The sequence below is a fragment of the Amycolatopsis circi genome (assembly GCF_003385235.1).
GTDB classification, from domain to species: Bacteria; Actinomycetota; Actinomycetes; order Mycobacteriales; family Pseudonocardiaceae; genus Amycolatopsis; species Amycolatopsis circi.
This window is the reverse complement of sequence record NZ_PQIA01000045.1, coordinates 49021-61215: the sequence shown is the minus strand read 5'-3', so window position 1 is coordinate 61215 and position 12195 is coordinate 49021. Positions and strand designations below refer to the sequence as shown.

The window sequence follows — 12195 nt, the reverse complement described above, 5'->3', positions numbered from 1 at the left end:
CGATTCCTCCCCAGTACCGGACACCGCCCCCTTAGGGGTCCGGATCGTCCCGCGGAGCGATGTGTCCCCGCGCCGGACGTGGTGACATAGAGGTACGAACCCAAACGGGAGGGGAACACGATGACCGCACCTGTCACTCACCGGCTGAGCCGGCCGCGGGAGGGGCGCATGATCGGCGGCGTCTGCGCCGGGCTGGCCCGTCGCTTCGGGACCACGCCGGGCAAGATCCGGGTGCTCGCGCTGGTCTCGTGCCTGCTGCCGGGGCCGCAGTTCGTCGGGTACCTGATCCTCTGGGCCATCATCCCCAGCGACTGACCCGCCGGGCGAGCTGCCCGCAGGGGGGACGGCTCGCCGCACGCCAGTGAGATCGGCCCTCTCCCGCCATCTGACGGGAGGGGGCCAGTCTCATTTCCGCTCGGCGGAAAACCGCTCCCAGGCCGACTGCCGCGTCACCCCGAGCGCCTCGCCGATCCGCGCCCACGCCACCCCGCGCGTCCGCAACAAATCCACTTGCTCCTGGATCCGCGCGTCCGTCTGCGCGCTGACCTTCGCCATCCGCGGGATGCTCTCCAGGATTTCCTCGTCCGATTTCCGCTCCCACAGCGTCACCTCGGGCGTCCCGGGCTCGTGCTTCCCGGCCAGGATCTGTTCGCACAGTCCGACGCAGCCGTCGCAGATGTAGACGCCGGATCCGGCGATCAGTTTGGCCACCTCGTCGGCCGGTTTCAGGCAGAACGAGCAGTACGAAGTCATCGCAACCTCCCAGTGTCAGGATTAGCTTGACACGTCAGGGGCGGCCTGACAAGTCACTGCTGGGAGCGCAGCGTTTCGATGACCTCCTCGTCCCAGCGATGCGTCCGGATCAGCCGGTACCGCTCGCTGGCGACCCACAGGTACGCCTCGGCTTCGGTGCGGTCGCCGATCAGATCGGCTTGCCGCAGCATCGCCACCACCGGCGTGAATTCCTCGTCGAACCAGCGTTGCGCGACGGTCGCGCGGTCGGTGAACCGGCCTTCGTCTTGCATGAGCCGGAAACCCCATGCCTCGACGTGTTCACCGAGTTGCGCGTAGTTCCACGGATCCGTCATCAGCACCGAAGCCCGGGCATGGCCGGACAGCGGCACTCGTTCCAGGAACAGCCGCCGGTAGTCCTTCACGATCAGGTCGCCGCGATACCGGATGCCGCTCGGATTCAGTTTGGTGCGCACGGCTATTACCGAAGCTTCTATTGTGGACAGTCCCTGCGCCAAGGCGACCGAAACCCGGTGGTGGCCATCGATAATGAAGTGCAGCTCGCCGATGCGGTACACCTCGATCGGCGGGATCGCCTCGCCGCGGCGGGCGGCCAGCGCGAGCCGTTCCCAGCGTTGCCGGACTCGGGCGGACGTCGGGCGGAAGCGGCGGTCGAAGTCGCGGCTCCGGTCCACGGTGCCGACGATCGAGTCCAAAGTGATCACTCGCGTCCCGATCCGCGCTTCGCTGACGTAACCGAGCGCCTGCACCACTTCGTGGAACGGCAGCATGATGTTGACGTCGTCGGGTTCCCGGCGCAGCCACGTGGAAAGCCGCGACAGCACTTGCCGCCGCCGGGCTCGCAGGAAGTCGTTTTCGGCGTCGGCACGCGGGAAACCGGTCGGTCGGGTCATCGCGGGAACTCCATCACCTGATAGCCCACCACATTGCGGATCCGGGTACGGCCGACTTCGCGGTCGGGCACCGGTTCGCCGTGCGGGTGGATGTGTCCGTGCAGCAGCCAGTGCGGCCGCAGGGTTTCGATCGTGTGGTGCAGACAGGTGAAACCTTGGTGCGGCGGATCTTCGCGGTCGCCGAGACTCCGGGGCGGCGAATGCGTCAGCAGAATGTCGATTCCGTTGCCGTCACGCCATTTCCGCCACCGGAAACGCCGCTCCAGCCGCCGGGCCCGGCGCGCCTGCTGACGTTGCGTCCACTGATTCGGGCCGTCGCGGTAGCGGATCGAACCGCCGAGCCCGGCGATGCGCAGCCCGGCGACGTCGACGACCCGGCCGTCGGCGTTGATTCCGCCGGTAGGGCCGGGCCATTCGGTCGGGAAACCGTCCTTCATGGACAGTCCGCCGTAACGGGTGAAGCCGCTCAGGTCCGGATCGTGGTTGCCCGGAACGAACACGCACGGCACGTCGAGCATGCCGGCGAGGTGCTCGAGATACGCGAACGGCAGGTCGCCGGCGGCCACGACGAGGTCGACCCGCAGCGAGCGGACCGCCGGGGTCCACAGCCGCTCGTCGGCCTCGTCGGCCACCACCAGCGCTTTCGGCATGCGCCAAGGTTACGGCGCACGCGGCGTCACTTCATGCCGTGCGCGAACCCGGGGTTGAGCGCGATCATCGCGACGATGCCGACGATCCAGATGAGGCAGAGGGCCAGGGCCCAGAACTTGAGGTTGGACAGCAACCGGGACATGACGAGACAAACCTCCTGCTACCGGGGGAAGAAAGGGGGACCGCGAGGGGCGGCTACAACCAGCCGTTCTTCCGGAATATTCGGTACAGCAGCAGGCAGATCGCGAGAATGATCGTGACCACGATCGGATAGCCGAACTGCCAGTGCAATTCGGGCATGTAGTCGAAGTTCATGCCGTAGATGCCCGCGACCATCGTGGGCACCGTGATGATCGCCGCCCACGCGGTGATCTTGCGCATGTCGGTGTTCTGCTGCAGCGAGATCTTCGCGACGGTCGCGTCGACCAGGGTGCTGAGCAGTTCGTCGAACGCCGCCACGCGTTCGGACACGGTGGCGAGGTGGTCGGCGACGTCGCGGAAATACGAGCGGACCTCGTCCGGCACCAGCCGCGTGTAGCCCTCGGCGAGCCGAGACACCGGCGTGGCGAGCGGGACCACCGCGCGCCGCAGTTCGAGCACTTCCCGCTTCATCAGGTAGATCTGCTCGGCGCTCACCGACGAACGCGGCGCGAAGACCTGCGCCTCGATCTCGTCGATGTCCGCCTCGATCCGGCTGGTGACCTCCAGGTAGTGGTCGACCACGTGGTCGGCGATCGCGTGCACGACCGCCGCCGCGCCGAGGTCGAGCCGCTCCGGGTCGTCGTCGAGGTCGCGGCGCAGCCGGGCCAGGCCGGAGTGGTTGCCGTGCCGGACGGTGATCACGAAATCGCGGCCGAGGAACACCATCAGCTCGCCGGTTTCCACGATCTCGTTCGCCGTGGTCGGCGACTGGTGCTCGACGTAGCGGACCGTCTTCAGCACCAGGAACAGCGTGTCGTCGTAGCGTTCCAGCTTCGGCCGCTGATGCGCCTCAAGCGCGTCCTCGACGGCCAGCTCGTGCAGCCCGAAGGTGTCTGCGATGCCCTGGATCTGGTCGGAATCGGGCTCGTGCAAGCCGATCCAGACGAACCCGGCGTGCCGCTTGCGCACCTCGCGGATCGCCTCCGCGTGCGTCCAGCGCCCGGGCAGCCGCTTGCCGTCGACATACACCGCGCAATCGACGACATAGGCCGACAGCGGCACCGGGATCGGCCGGTCGAGATTGGCCTTGGCCCGGTTGTTGCCGCGGCCGCGAAGGCCGCCTAGCGAGGGAATGGCAGGCATGGGTTCTCCTGGGCAGGCGTCGTGAAGCACGAAGACGACGGCCAGGCGGACCGCGGGGGTCCGTCCGGCGGCACCGTGAGTTCCCGGACGCGGGCCTACCAGGAGCGGAAAAGGCCGGCCGGCGGGGCGGGAACGCACGTAGTACTAGGGAGCGGACTATCACCACTGCTCATGGGCGGTTCCTCACCTCCTTACGGCCGGGGCACGCGAGGGCGTGCGACGTGGCAGGGGTCGCGTTGACGCGCGATCACCGATGGTCGAGGGTACTCCTCACCACGGATACGTGTCGCACCTGGTTCGGCAGGTGTTACCCGGACAGGAGGCGCAAGCGTGCAATTCGGCCGGTATTACGAGGAGTTCGAGGTCGGCGCGGTCTACAAGCACTGGCCCGGCAAGACCGTCACCGAATACGACGACCATCTGTTCTGCCTGATCACGATGAATCACCACCCGCTGCACCTGGACGCGCACTACGCGGGCGAGACCACCGATTTCGGCAAGAACGTCGTGGTCGGCAACTACATCTACTCGCTGCTGCTCGGCATGTCGGTGCCGGACGTGTCCGGGAAGGCCATCGCGAACCTCGAGGTCGAATCGCTCAAGCACGTGAAGCCGACGTTCCACGGCGACACGATCTACGGCGAGACCGAGGTGCTCGACAAGACCCCGTCGAAGTCCAAGGACGACCGGGGAGTGGTGTACGTCGAGACGCGCGGGTACAAACAGGACGGCACCATCGTGTGCGTTTTCCGGCGCAAAGTGATGGTGCCGAAGCGGTCCTACGGCGACAGCCGCGGCGGCGAACAGCCCGGCCGTCCGACGCCGCACGAGTGATCGATCCGCCGCGAAGAGGAGCACGGGTGGCCATCGCCCTGGAGAAGATCAAGCAGACGCTGCGCAGATTCGCCGAGACGGAGGCACGCGGGGTTTCGCCGCTGTATGACCACCTCGCCACGCACGCTGCCGAGGACGACGACATCGCCGCACTGCTGACTGACGCGCGCGGTGGCGAAGCACGCGGCACTTTGCTGTTCGCGGCGGCGCACCGGCTGGTGCAGGCGGACCCGATCCATCCGCTGTCGCGCTATTACCCGTCGGTCGGCGGTTTCGACGGCGTCGACAGCGAGACGTGGCCGTTGTTCCGCTCGTTCCTTTTGGAGCGCGCGGATCAGGCCCGCGAGATCATCTCGACCCGCTATACGCAGACGAACGAGGTGCGCCGAGCCGCGCTGCTGTACCCGGCGGTCGCGGCGGCGGCGAAGGAAGCGGGCGGCAAGATCGCGCTGCTCGAGGTCGGCTGCAGCGCGGGATTGCTGCTGGGGCTCGACCGGTTCGGCTATCGGTACCAATGCGACGGCGGCGAACAGCTCACGGCTGGCCCGGCGAAGGCCGCTGTCGGGCTGCACTGCGCGATCGACGTCGCGGCCGGTGCGAAGTTGCCCAAGCTGCCCAAGAAGGTCGCTGTCGCGGCCCGAGCGGGCCTGGACCGCGCTCCGGTGGACCTCTCGGACGAGGACGAGCTGGCGTGGCTCGAGGCGTGCGTCTGGGCCGATCAGGTCGACCGGATCCGGCTGCTGCGGACGGCTGCCGCGGAACAGCGGAAGCACGTGCCGGAGCTGATCGCCGGGGACGCGGTGGACGACCTGTCGTCCGTGGCCGCGCGGTTGCCGGAGGAACTGCCGCTGGTGGTGCTGACGAGCCACGCGCTGGCGTATCTCGGGGACCGGCGGGCGGACTTCGTGGCCGAGCTGGCGCGGCTGTCCTCGACTCGGCCGGTGTGGTGGGTCAGCCAGGAGTTTTACCGGGCCGGGCTGGAAACGGTGTTGCCTGGACGAGAAGACCTGTCCTCGGTTGACTCGGCTGCGGGCGAGCCCGCGACGGCGGTGCTGGGTCTCACGACCTGGATCGACGGGAAACCCGAGGCCCGCGCGCTGGCCCGGACGGCACCGCACGGGCAGCGGATGACCTGGCTGCCGTAGCTGCCTCGTGCGCGGCTAGGCCGGTTCTAACCGGCCTAGCCACGCACGACACCCCTCTGCACCCTGCGTAACCTGTGTCACATTCACCCCATCAGTCACACCGCCCGGACGCCCGAACCGATGCGCGTCCGGCGATATCGAATACGCGTTCCGCGCATTTTCCGTGCTCATCGCGGATGCTTGAACGATGGGGAAACTTTCCGACAACTCCGCAATGCGTTCCGAATCGCGGACGGGCCCCGCGGCAATGCGGAAACAATCGCGCTGAGTCACGCGGTCGGCAACTGATTCCAGTCACGCAGGGTCACCAGGAGCTGGTCCACCAGGTGGCCCGCTTCGTCTAAATTGACCAGTTCGGCCGAGTTGACCCACCGCGCGTCGGAGGCGTCGTCGCCCGCGGTGAGGATTCCGCCGGTCCACGTGCATTCGTAGTCGTAGATGTCGAAGACGTCGCGGAGGACCGAACCGGCCAATGTGTGCGGTCTCACGTCCAGTCCGGTCTCCTCGCGGAGTTCCCGGACCACCGCTTCGTGGTCCGTTTCGCCCGGTTCGACCCGCCCGCCAGGCAGTGACCACTGGCCTTTGCCCGGTTCGTTCGCGCGCCGAATGAGCAGGAGTCTGCCCTGGTCGTCGAACACAATGCCGCCGACGCAGCGCTGGAGACCGTCCATGCCGCGAAGGTAACCGACCCCCGCCGTGCCCCCTAGCGCGCGGGAACCTGTACACGGAGAGTAGCCGTACGGTACACTTCGAGCGGCTGGCTGACCCATGCGCGGGACTTTCCTCCCGCGTGGGTGGTCAGTGCGGTACAACGTAGAAAGTCAGTTTTCCGGGTGTCATGGAAGAGACGGGATTGATCGCTGTGAACGCGAAGAAGCTTGCGGGACTCGTGGGTATCGCGTTGGTGCTGTTCTTCGTGATCGCCCAGCCGGGACATGCTGCGGGACTTGTCAGCAACATTGTGGAGTTCCTCCGCAGCTCGGCCGAATCGGTGATCACGTTCGTCAGCAACGTCTTCCACTGACGACAGGGGATACCCTCGGACCATGTTCGCGCCACGCGACCCTGACGAGTACCTCCTCGACACCGAGCGGCGGGTCATCCGGATCCGCCGCCACTGGGCGGTGCTCCTCTGGGACACGTTCGAGGCAGCCGCGCTGCTGATCGTGTGCGTGCTGGTGTCGTACCTGCTGCCGCCCTCGCTGTGGGTGGTGCAGAACATCCTCTGGTACGTCGCGCTGGCGGTGGTGCTGCGGTTCGCCTACGTGATCATCGAATGGTGGGTCGAGCGGCTGGTCGTCACCGACAAACGGTTCGTGATGACCACCGGCGTCTTCACCACCAAGGTGCTGATGATGCCGATCAGCAAGGTCACCGACCTCACCTACCAGCGCTCGGCCTGGGGCCGGATGCTGGGCTACGGCACGATGGTCGTCGAATCGGCCGGCCAGATCCAGGCGCTGAACCGGATCGACTACCTGCCGCGGCCCGAGGAGTTCTACGACACGATCTCCGAGCTGGTGTTCGGCGACAAGCAGAAGCAGGCCGAACGGTTCTCGATGATCAAGGCGCAGCGCGCGGCGCGGGGCAAGAAGCCGGTCGGCTGACGTCGGAGCGCGTCGGCACTGGTCCCGGCGCCGAGGTGACGCAGCGCATCGTCGAGAATAGGTCCGATGCGCATCGACCTGCACGCCCACTCCACGGCCTCCGACGGTACCGACAGCCCTGCCGAGCTTGTCGGCGCTGCCGCGCGTGCCGGTCTCGACGTCGTCGCGATCACCGACCATGACACCACTGCGGGCTGGGAACCGGCCGCCGCGGCCCTGCCCGCCGGGATGACGCTCGTGCCGGGTGCGGAGCTGTCGACGGTCTCGATCGACCCGGACACCGGCTACGAGATCAGCGTGCACCTGCTCGCGTACCTCTTCGACCCGACCGCGCCCGCGATCGTCGCGGAACAGACGCGGCTGCGCGTCGAACGGCGCACCCGGCTGCGGCGGATGGCCGAGCGGATGGCCGCCGACGGCCTCCCGGTCGACGCCGACGAAATCCTGGGCCTGCTGCCCGAGGACTCGCCCGCGGGACGCCCGCACCTCGCGCAGGCGCTCGTCCGCGCGGGTCTGGTCAGCTCCGTCGACGAGGCGTTCGGCGACTACCTGCACAGCCGCCGCGGCTACTACGTCGCGCGCCGCGACACTCCGGTCGAGGAAGCGATCGACATGGTCACTGCGGCCGGCGGGGTTACCGTGATCGCGCACCCCTTCGCGTTCAGCCGCGGCGCGACGATCAGCGAGGACACCCTGCGCGATCTGACGGCCCGCGGACTGACCGGCGTCGAGGTCAACCATCCCAACCACGATCCGGCCACCCGGGTGCGCACCCGCGAGCTGGCCGACGAGCTGGGCCTGATCCGGACCGGGTCCAGCGACTATCACGGCACGAACAAAACCATCGGGCTCGGCCAGGAAACGACCGAGCCGGACCAGCTGGAGGAATTGGTGGGGCGGGCGACCGGCTTCCAAGTGGTGAAGGGCTGAGATGGCCGTCTCGGATTTCTTCGACGCGAAGCTCTTCATGAGCGCGACGATCACCCTCGTCGTGATCATGGACCCGCCCGGCACGGTGCCGGTGTTCCTGAGCCTGGTCGGCCGCAAACCGATGGCCACGCGCGTGAAAGCGGCCCGGCAGGCAGTGCTGGTGTCGCTGCTGGTCATCTCGCTGTTCGCGGTGGCCGGGCAGGCGATCCTGGCGTATCTGGGCATCGGCATTCCCGCGCTGCAGGGCGCGGGCGGCTTGCTGCTGTTGCTGATCGCGTTGCAACTGCTGACCGGCAAGGCAGGCAGCAATGAGCCGGAAGCGACTGAGGACGTCAACGTCGCCCTCGTTCCCCTTGGCACGCCCCTGCTAGCCGGTCCTGGCGCGATCGCGGCGACCATCGTGTTCGTCCGCCAGGCCGACGGTCATGTCGGTGCCTACATCGCGCTCGCGCTGGCGATCGTGACCGTGCATTTCGTGCTGTACACGTGCATGCGGTTCTCCGGCGTGGTCATCCGGCTGATCAAGGAAAGCGGCATCACGCTCCTGGCGAAGATCGCCGGCCTGCTGCTCGCCGCCATCGCCGTCGAGCTGGTCGCGAATTCGGTGCAGGGCTTCATCGCCGGCGCCGGCTAGCTCGCGGGCCCACGCCGGAAAGTGTCGGTGGGGGTGCGTAGCGTGGGCGTCGATGGAAGGGGGCGGCGTGAAAGAACAGATGGGGTTCGACTTCGGCGTCGAGCAACCGCAGCGGCTCACCAAGGTGTCGCCAGCGCGGCTGAACAACTTCGACGATTGCCCGCGCCGGTACCGGCTGACCTATCTCGACCGGCCGACGCCGCAGCGCACCGGGCCGTGGGCGCACAGCACGCTGGGTGCGGTGGTGCACAACGCCTTGCGGGCGCTTTTCGACCTGCCAGTGGCGAAACGGACGCCGCAGCGCGGGATCGCGCTGGTGTCGGAGCACTGGAAAGACGCCGGTTTCGCCGACGACGAGCAGGCCGCGCGCTACCGTGCGCGAGCGAAGGGCTGGGTCGCGGAGTACATAGAGGACAACGATGTCAGCGACGACCCGGTAGGCCTGGAACGCTGGGTCTCCGCGCCGGTCAGCACAACCGGCGGCCGCCCGACGATGATCATCGAGGGCCGAGCCGACCGGATCGACCAGCGCGGCGGCGAACTGGTGATCGTGGACTACAAAACCGGTCGCCGGGCTCCGGACGAACACGAGGCAAGGGCTTCGCAGGCGTTGGCGATGTACGCCGTGGCCGCGACGCGCACTTTGCGCATGCCGTGCACGAAGGTCGAGTTGCACCATTTGCCGTCCGGCACGATCGCCGCGGCGGAACACACGCCGGAAACCTTGAAGCGGCACCTGGAACGCGCCGAGGAGACCGCCGGGGATTTGCGGTTGGCAGCAGATACCCTTGACGCAGGCGGCGACGGAGACACGTTGTTCCCCGCCCGCCCCGACCGCCGCTGCGCATGGTGCGACTTCCGCCCGAGCTGCGTGGCGGGACAGCAGACCGCTCCTGCCGCGCAACCGTGGGATTTGCTTGCGCCGTAGGGGATTTCCCGAAACGTGGATTGGACCCGAGGATCGTGGCGTCACCGGACATTGAGAATGCGGCCCGCAAGGAGGCGGCTGATGCCCGGGTTCGTGGGGCTGGCCGGGGTCGCGGTGCCGCAGGTGACGGGTCGGGAGTTCGCGGTGCTGGGGGTGAGGGGTCGGGAGTTCGCGGTGCTGCGGTTGAGGATCGGAGTGCGCGCGGGGCGGCCGCTCAGGAGCGGAGTGTTCGCGATGCCGCGGGGAAGGATCTTGCCAGGGTGAGGGATGGCAGGGTCGGCGAAGGCCGTGGTGCTGCGGGAGGTCGCGGTGGCCGTGCTGATGGCGAGGCTGTTCGCGGTGGCGGTGTGGAGAGCGGGGCTGCGAGCGAGGATCGCGTGGCTCCTGGTCGTGCGGTGGCGAGTGGCGGTGCGCGTTCTGGCGGTGCGGTCCGCCGTGCCGACGGTGCAGGCATGGGTAGCGGCGCGGTCGTGGGCGATGGTGATGCGGCCGATGGGGCTGTGGCGGAGGACCGCGCGACTGCTGGCCGCGACGCGGAGTTTCAAGAGTCGGACGATGACCGTGCGGCGGTGAGGCGCACCGCTGGGGTTATCCATGATTCAGCGGCGAACGGTCGAGCCGAGAGCGATGGTGCTGAGGTCGGCCATGATTCGGCGGCGAGTGATGCCGCGGTTATCCATGACTTGGCGGCCGGGAACGGTGCGGTGAGCGGTGCCGCTGCGGTTATGCGTGTCTCGGCAGCGGCAAACAGTGCCGAGGTGGGCCACGAGGCTGCGGTTATCCATGAAACACCCGTGGCGGGCGGCGGGGAAGCGGATGAAGCGTCCGTCGAAGCGGAACCTGAGCGCCGCGAGTCGTCCGCGAGGCGGAAGCCTCGTGGGCGGTGGTGGCGAGGGTTCACCGGTTCGGTCGCCGCGGGAATGGCAGTCCTGGCCGTCGGGGTGCTGGTCGTCGGTGTGTTGTGCCTCGTGAACGGCGCGTCCGGGCCCGGCGTGCTCAAGCTGGTCGGGCATCCCGTAGCAGCGGTGATTATGCTTGCGCTGCAACGAATCGCCGACCGTCGCGTCGGGAAAGCGGCGGCGTTTGCCGGGGTTGGGGTGCTGGTCGTCGCGGTGGCGGCGTTCAGCGTGTTGTGGTGGTTCTGAGTCAGTCAGCGCAGAGCGGCGACGTTCGCGCCGCGCTGTTCCAGCAGCACCGGGCCTAGCGCGGTCAGGCGGACTGGGCCGCTGTACGCGCCGCGGTCGACGCCGACTGTGCGTAGCGTCGCGCCGTTCGCTTCGTTCAGTACGGCTAGGCCGCCGCGGATGGGCACGACCAGTTGGGTCGCGAAGGTGATTCCGGGACCGAGCGTGCCGTCCAGGGTCCAGCGTGGCGACAGGTCGTCTCGGGAGAACGCGACGGTTTTCGAGCCGCTGTACCAGTAGATCCCGGCGGCGGTACGGGTCGTCGCCTCGGTGCCGCCGACCGGATCGTTCGCTACGTCCGAAGCTGGGAGATCCATCGGGTAGGCGGCTTTTTGCGAACCGTCCGCGCCGTACACGACGTACAGCTTCTGGTCCGGCAGCAGCACACCCGTGAGGTCGCCGGACATCGCGATCACCCGGGCCCTCTTGCCGGCAAGCAGGGCGGTGTAGGTGACCTTCGGCTCGTCCTCGTGCTCGGCGGTCGCCCGGTAGACGGTGAGCCGGTCGGTGCGGTCGCCGGGGCAGCGTTCGATCACGCCGATTTTGTCGGTGGCCGCTGCTACCGTGCCGTAGGTGCAATTGGGGCGTGGTTGCTTGTTCGCATTTTGCAGGAACGGGACTTTGCCGTACTCCATGCTCTTCACGAGATCGTCGCGCCACGTGTCGAGGAGGTGTTTGCCGGTGGTCGTGACGTGGCTGCCGTCGTTGACCAGGCGGGTGCCCAGTTCGGCGTCGCCGTTGCGCTGGGCGGTGATGCGGCCGGTGGCGGGGTCAAGCTGAGTGACCTCGCTGCAGCCCATTGTCTTGTGGTACACCGCGTTCACCCGGCCCCATGCAGTGTCCACAGTGCACAGTTGCAGGTTTTCGCGGGTGTAGTGCCAGCGGATCTGCCCGGTGAGCGGATCGCGTCCGGCGACTTCGCCGCCGTCCGCGGTGGTGACGGTGTCGGACTGTCCGATCGGGATCGGCGTCGCCGCGCTCGGTGCCTGCCACAGCTGTGTCATCGACCCGGGCACGGCGGTCGGCGGCGTGGGAAGGGCGTGCGGTTGATCTGCCAGCGCGCGGCTGGTGTGCAGGTTGTCGCTCGTTCCGGCGACGATCGCGGTGACCACTGCGACCACGACTACGATCGCGCCCGCGATCACCCGGTCCCGCCCCCGATTCCACGGCGAGCGGCGGGCTTTCCCCGGCTGCGCAACGTGATCCGCGGCGGCGGGTTGGCGAGGGAGGATGGTTTCGGAACCGTAGGGCTCGGCGGGGGTGCTGGTGACCCCGGCATCAGTGACGCGCGCGATGGGGCCGGTTTGTTCCTCGGGAGTGACCGGCGGGATCTCGACGTTGGTGCCTGCGGC

General features: G+C 68.0%; 16 protein-coding genes. 10 read left to right on the top strand and 6 right to left on the bottom strand.

The window, feature by feature from the left end:
* Nucleotides 1-120: 120 nt before the first annotated feature.
* Nucleotides 121-315, top strand: coding sequence for a PspC domain-containing protein (locus D0D37_RS20730; RefSeq protein ID WP_116202203.1), 195 nt, complete (start codon nucleotides 121-123; stop codon nucleotides 313-315).
* A gap of 90 nt (nucleotides 316-405) precedes the next feature.
* Here D0D37_RS20730 and D0D37_RS20725 read toward each other — a convergent pair whose 3' ends face one another.
* The 4 genes from D0D37_RS20725 to corA form a co-directional block, all read right to left on the bottom strand.
* Nucleotides 406-753 carry a ClpX C4-type zinc finger protein gene (locus D0D37_RS20725; protein ID WP_116202202.1) on the bottom strand — a complete coding sequence of 116 codons (348 nt, stop codon included), beginning with the start codon at nucleotides 751-753 and terminating at the stop codon, nucleotides 406-408.
* A gap of 53 nt (nucleotides 754-806) precedes the next feature.
* Complete coding sequence (locus tag D0D37_RS20720; protein ID WP_116202201.1) at nucleotides 807-1646, bottom strand: chromosome partitioning protein ParB; 840 nt, start codon at nucleotides 1644-1646, stop codon at nucleotides 807-809.
* The gene (locus D0D37_RS20715; RefSeq protein ID WP_116202200.1) at nucleotides 1643-2296 is read right to left on the bottom strand and encodes a metallophosphoesterase family protein; all 654 of its coding nucleotides are present in this window, start codon (nucleotides 2294-2296) and stop codon (nucleotides 1643-1645) included. The genes D0D37_RS20720 and D0D37_RS20715 overlap by 4 nt, the downstream gene beginning before the upstream one ends.
* A 196-nt stretch (nucleotides 2297-2492) precedes the next feature.
* Nucleotides 2493-3581: a magnesium/cobalt transporter CorA gene (gene corA / locus D0D37_RS20710; protein ID WP_116202199.1), complete on the bottom strand. Its 1089-nt coding sequence runs from the start codon at nucleotides 3579-3581 to the stop codon at nucleotides 2493-2495.
* Between the two features lie 330 nt (nucleotides 3582-3911).
* Between corA and D0D37_RS20705 the strand changes: the two genes are divergently transcribed.
* Together D0D37_RS20705 and D0D37_RS20700 are read left to right on the top strand one after the other, a co-directional pair.
* On the top strand, nucleotides 3912-4415 hold the full coding sequence (locus D0D37_RS20705) for a MaoC family dehydratase (protein ID WP_116202198.1): 504 nt from the start codon (nucleotides 3912-3914) through the stop codon (nucleotides 4413-4415).
* A gap of 32 nt (nucleotides 4416-4447) precedes the next feature.
* A complete protein-coding gene (locus tag D0D37_RS20700) occupies nucleotides 4448-5560 on the top strand; it encodes a DUF2332 domain-containing protein (protein ID WP_116202214.1) in 1113 nt (370 codons plus the stop codon).
* A gap of 269 nt (nucleotides 5561-5829) precedes the next feature.
* Here the strand turns inward: D0D37_RS20700 and D0D37_RS20695 are convergent, their stop codons facing one another.
* Nucleotides 5830-6231, bottom strand: a complete 402-nt coding sequence (locus tag D0D37_RS20695) for an NUDIX hydrolase (RefSeq protein ID WP_116202197.1) — start codon at nucleotides 6229-6231, stop codon at nucleotides 5830-5832.
* Between the two features lie 182 nt (nucleotides 6232-6413).
* On the opposite strand from D0D37_RS20695, the gene D0D37_RS20690 reads away from it, so the two are divergent.
* The 7 genes from D0D37_RS20690 (at nucleotide 6414) to D0D37_RS48025 (ending at nucleotide 10804) form a co-directional block, all read left to right on the top strand.
* Nucleotides 6414-6584, top strand: coding sequence for a hypothetical protein (locus D0D37_RS20690; protein ID WP_086024945.1), 171 nt, complete (start codon nucleotides 6414-6416; stop codon nucleotides 6582-6584).
* Between the two features lie 22 nt (nucleotides 6585-6606).
* Nucleotides 6607-7167 (top strand): PH domain-containing protein, encoded by a 561-nt coding sequence (locus D0D37_RS20685; protein ID WP_037353298.1) that lies wholly within the window; start codon nucleotides 6607-6609, stop codon nucleotides 7165-7167.
* A 66-nt stretch (nucleotides 7168-7233) separates the two neighbouring features.
* Nucleotides 7234-8097: a PHP domain-containing protein gene (locus D0D37_RS20680; RefSeq protein ID WP_162834354.1), complete on the top strand. Its 864-nt coding sequence runs from the start codon at nucleotides 7234-7236 to the stop codon at nucleotides 8095-8097.
* Between the two features lies 1 nt (nucleotide 8098).
* Nucleotides 8099-8731 carry a MarC family protein gene (locus D0D37_RS20675; RefSeq protein WP_116202195.1) on the top strand — a complete coding sequence of 211 codons (633 nt, stop codon included), beginning with the start codon at nucleotides 8099-8101 and terminating at the stop codon, nucleotides 8729-8731.
* A gap of 79 nt (nucleotides 8732-8810) precedes the next feature.
* On the top strand, nucleotides 8811-9659 hold the full coding sequence (locus tag D0D37_RS20670; RefSeq protein ID WP_116202213.1) for a RecB family exonuclease: 849 nt from the start codon (nucleotides 8811-8813) through the stop codon (nucleotides 9657-9659).
* A gap of 267 nt (nucleotides 9660-9926) precedes the next feature.
* Nucleotides 9927-10232 carry a hypothetical protein gene (locus D0D37_RS20660; RefSeq protein ID WP_116202193.1) on the top strand — a complete coding sequence of 102 codons (306 nt, stop codon included), beginning with the start codon at nucleotides 9927-9929 and terminating at the stop codon, nucleotides 10230-10232.
* Nucleotides 10233-10579: 347 nt separating this feature from the next.
* Nucleotides 10580-10804 (top strand): hypothetical protein, encoded by a 225-nt coding sequence (locus tag D0D37_RS48025; RefSeq protein ID WP_244223592.1) that lies wholly within the window; start codon nucleotides 10580-10582, stop codon nucleotides 10802-10804.
* 5 nt (nucleotides 10805-10809) lie between these two features.
* On the opposite strand, the gene D0D37_RS20650 is transcribed toward D0D37_RS48025, so the two are convergent.
* Nucleotides 10810-12075: an Rv3212 family protein gene (locus tag D0D37_RS20650; RefSeq protein WP_244223594.1), complete on the bottom strand. Its 1266-nt coding sequence runs from the start codon at nucleotides 12073-12075 to the stop codon at nucleotides 10810-10812.
* Nucleotides 12076-12195: the final 120 nt, after the last annotated feature.

Coding starts and splice junctions, on each gene's coding strand:
- D0D37_RS20720 (WP_116202201.1), bottom strand. CDS start 1,646: ATGACCCGACCGACCGGTTTCCCGCGTGCCGACGCCGAAAACGACTTC.
- D0D37_RS20725 (WP_116202202.1), bottom strand. CDS start 753: ATGACTTCGTACTGCTCGTTCTGCCTGAAACCGGCCGACGAGGTGGCC.
- D0D37_RS20715 (WP_116202200.1), bottom strand. CDS start 2,296: ATGCCGAAAGCGCTGGTGGTGGCCGACGAGGCCGACGAGCGGCTGTGG.
- D0D37_RS48025 (WP_244223592.1), top strand. CDS start 10,580: ATGGCAGTCCTGGCCGTCGGGGTGCTGGTCGTCGGTGTGTTGTGCCTC.
- D0D37_RS20675 (WP_116202195.1), top strand. CDS start 8,099: ATGGCCGTCTCGGATTTCTTCGACGCGAAGCTCTTCATGAGCGCGACG.
- D0D37_RS20660 (WP_116202193.1), top strand. CDS start 9,927: ATGGCAGGGTCGGCGAAGGCCGTGGTGCTGCGGGAGGTCGCGGTGGCC.
- D0D37_RS20695 (WP_116202197.1), bottom strand. CDS start 6,231: ATGGACGGTCTCCAGCGCTGCGTCGGCGGCATTGTGTTCGACGACCAG.
- corA (WP_116202199.1), bottom strand. CDS start 3,581: ATGCCTGCCATTCCCTCGCTAGGCGGCCTTCGCGGCCGCGGCAACAAC.
- D0D37_RS20680 (WP_162834354.1), top strand. CDS start 7,234: ATGCGCATCGACCTGCACGCCCACTCCACGGCCTCCGACGGTACCGAC.
- D0D37_RS20685 (WP_037353298.1), top strand. CDS start 6,607: ATGTTCGCGCCACGCGACCCTGACGAGTACCTCCTCGACACCGAGCGG.
- D0D37_RS20730 (WP_116202203.1), top strand. CDS start 121: ATGACCGCACCTGTCACTCACCGGCTGAGCCGGCCGCGGGAGGGGCGC.
- D0D37_RS20670 (WP_116202213.1), top strand. CDS start 8,811: ATGGGGTTCGACTTCGGCGTCGAGCAACCGCAGCGGCTCACCAAGGTG.